Source organism: Photorhabdus akhurstii, assembly GCF_018448925.1.
GTDB lineage: Bacteria > Pseudomonadota > Gammaproteobacteria > Enterobacterales > Enterobacteriaceae > Photorhabdus > Photorhabdus akhurstii.
In genome coordinates, this window is the sequence record NZ_RCWE01000150.1 from 1 (window position 1) to 286 (window position 286).

A 286-nucleotide genomic window follows, 5' to 3' on the forward strand; every position below is an offset into this window, starting at 1 on the left:
CTGGTGACGGCCGAAACAGACCCGGACGGCAACTGCCGCACACAGGAATATGATAAGCATCAGCGGCTGGTGCGGGTGCTGGATGAAGAGAACCGGACCGTCAGTCTGGGTTATGACAGCCAGGACCGGCTGCGCAGCCTGACCGCGGCGGGGGCGCTGTGGCGCTGGCGTTACGACCGTCATCACCGGGTGGCGGTCAGTGACCGGCCGGACAACCAGCTGGAACACTTCACCCATGACCGCCACGGCAACTTAACCTGCTGGACCGATGCCCGCGGCGTAGAAT

At 64.3% G+C, this 286-nt stretch carries 1 protein-coding gene; it reads left to right on the forward strand.

The window, feature by feature from the left end:
* The coding region (locus EAE93_RS24140; RefSeq protein ID WP_214040751.1) for an RHS repeat domain-containing protein at window positions 1-286 on the forward strand (286 nt) is incomplete at both ends.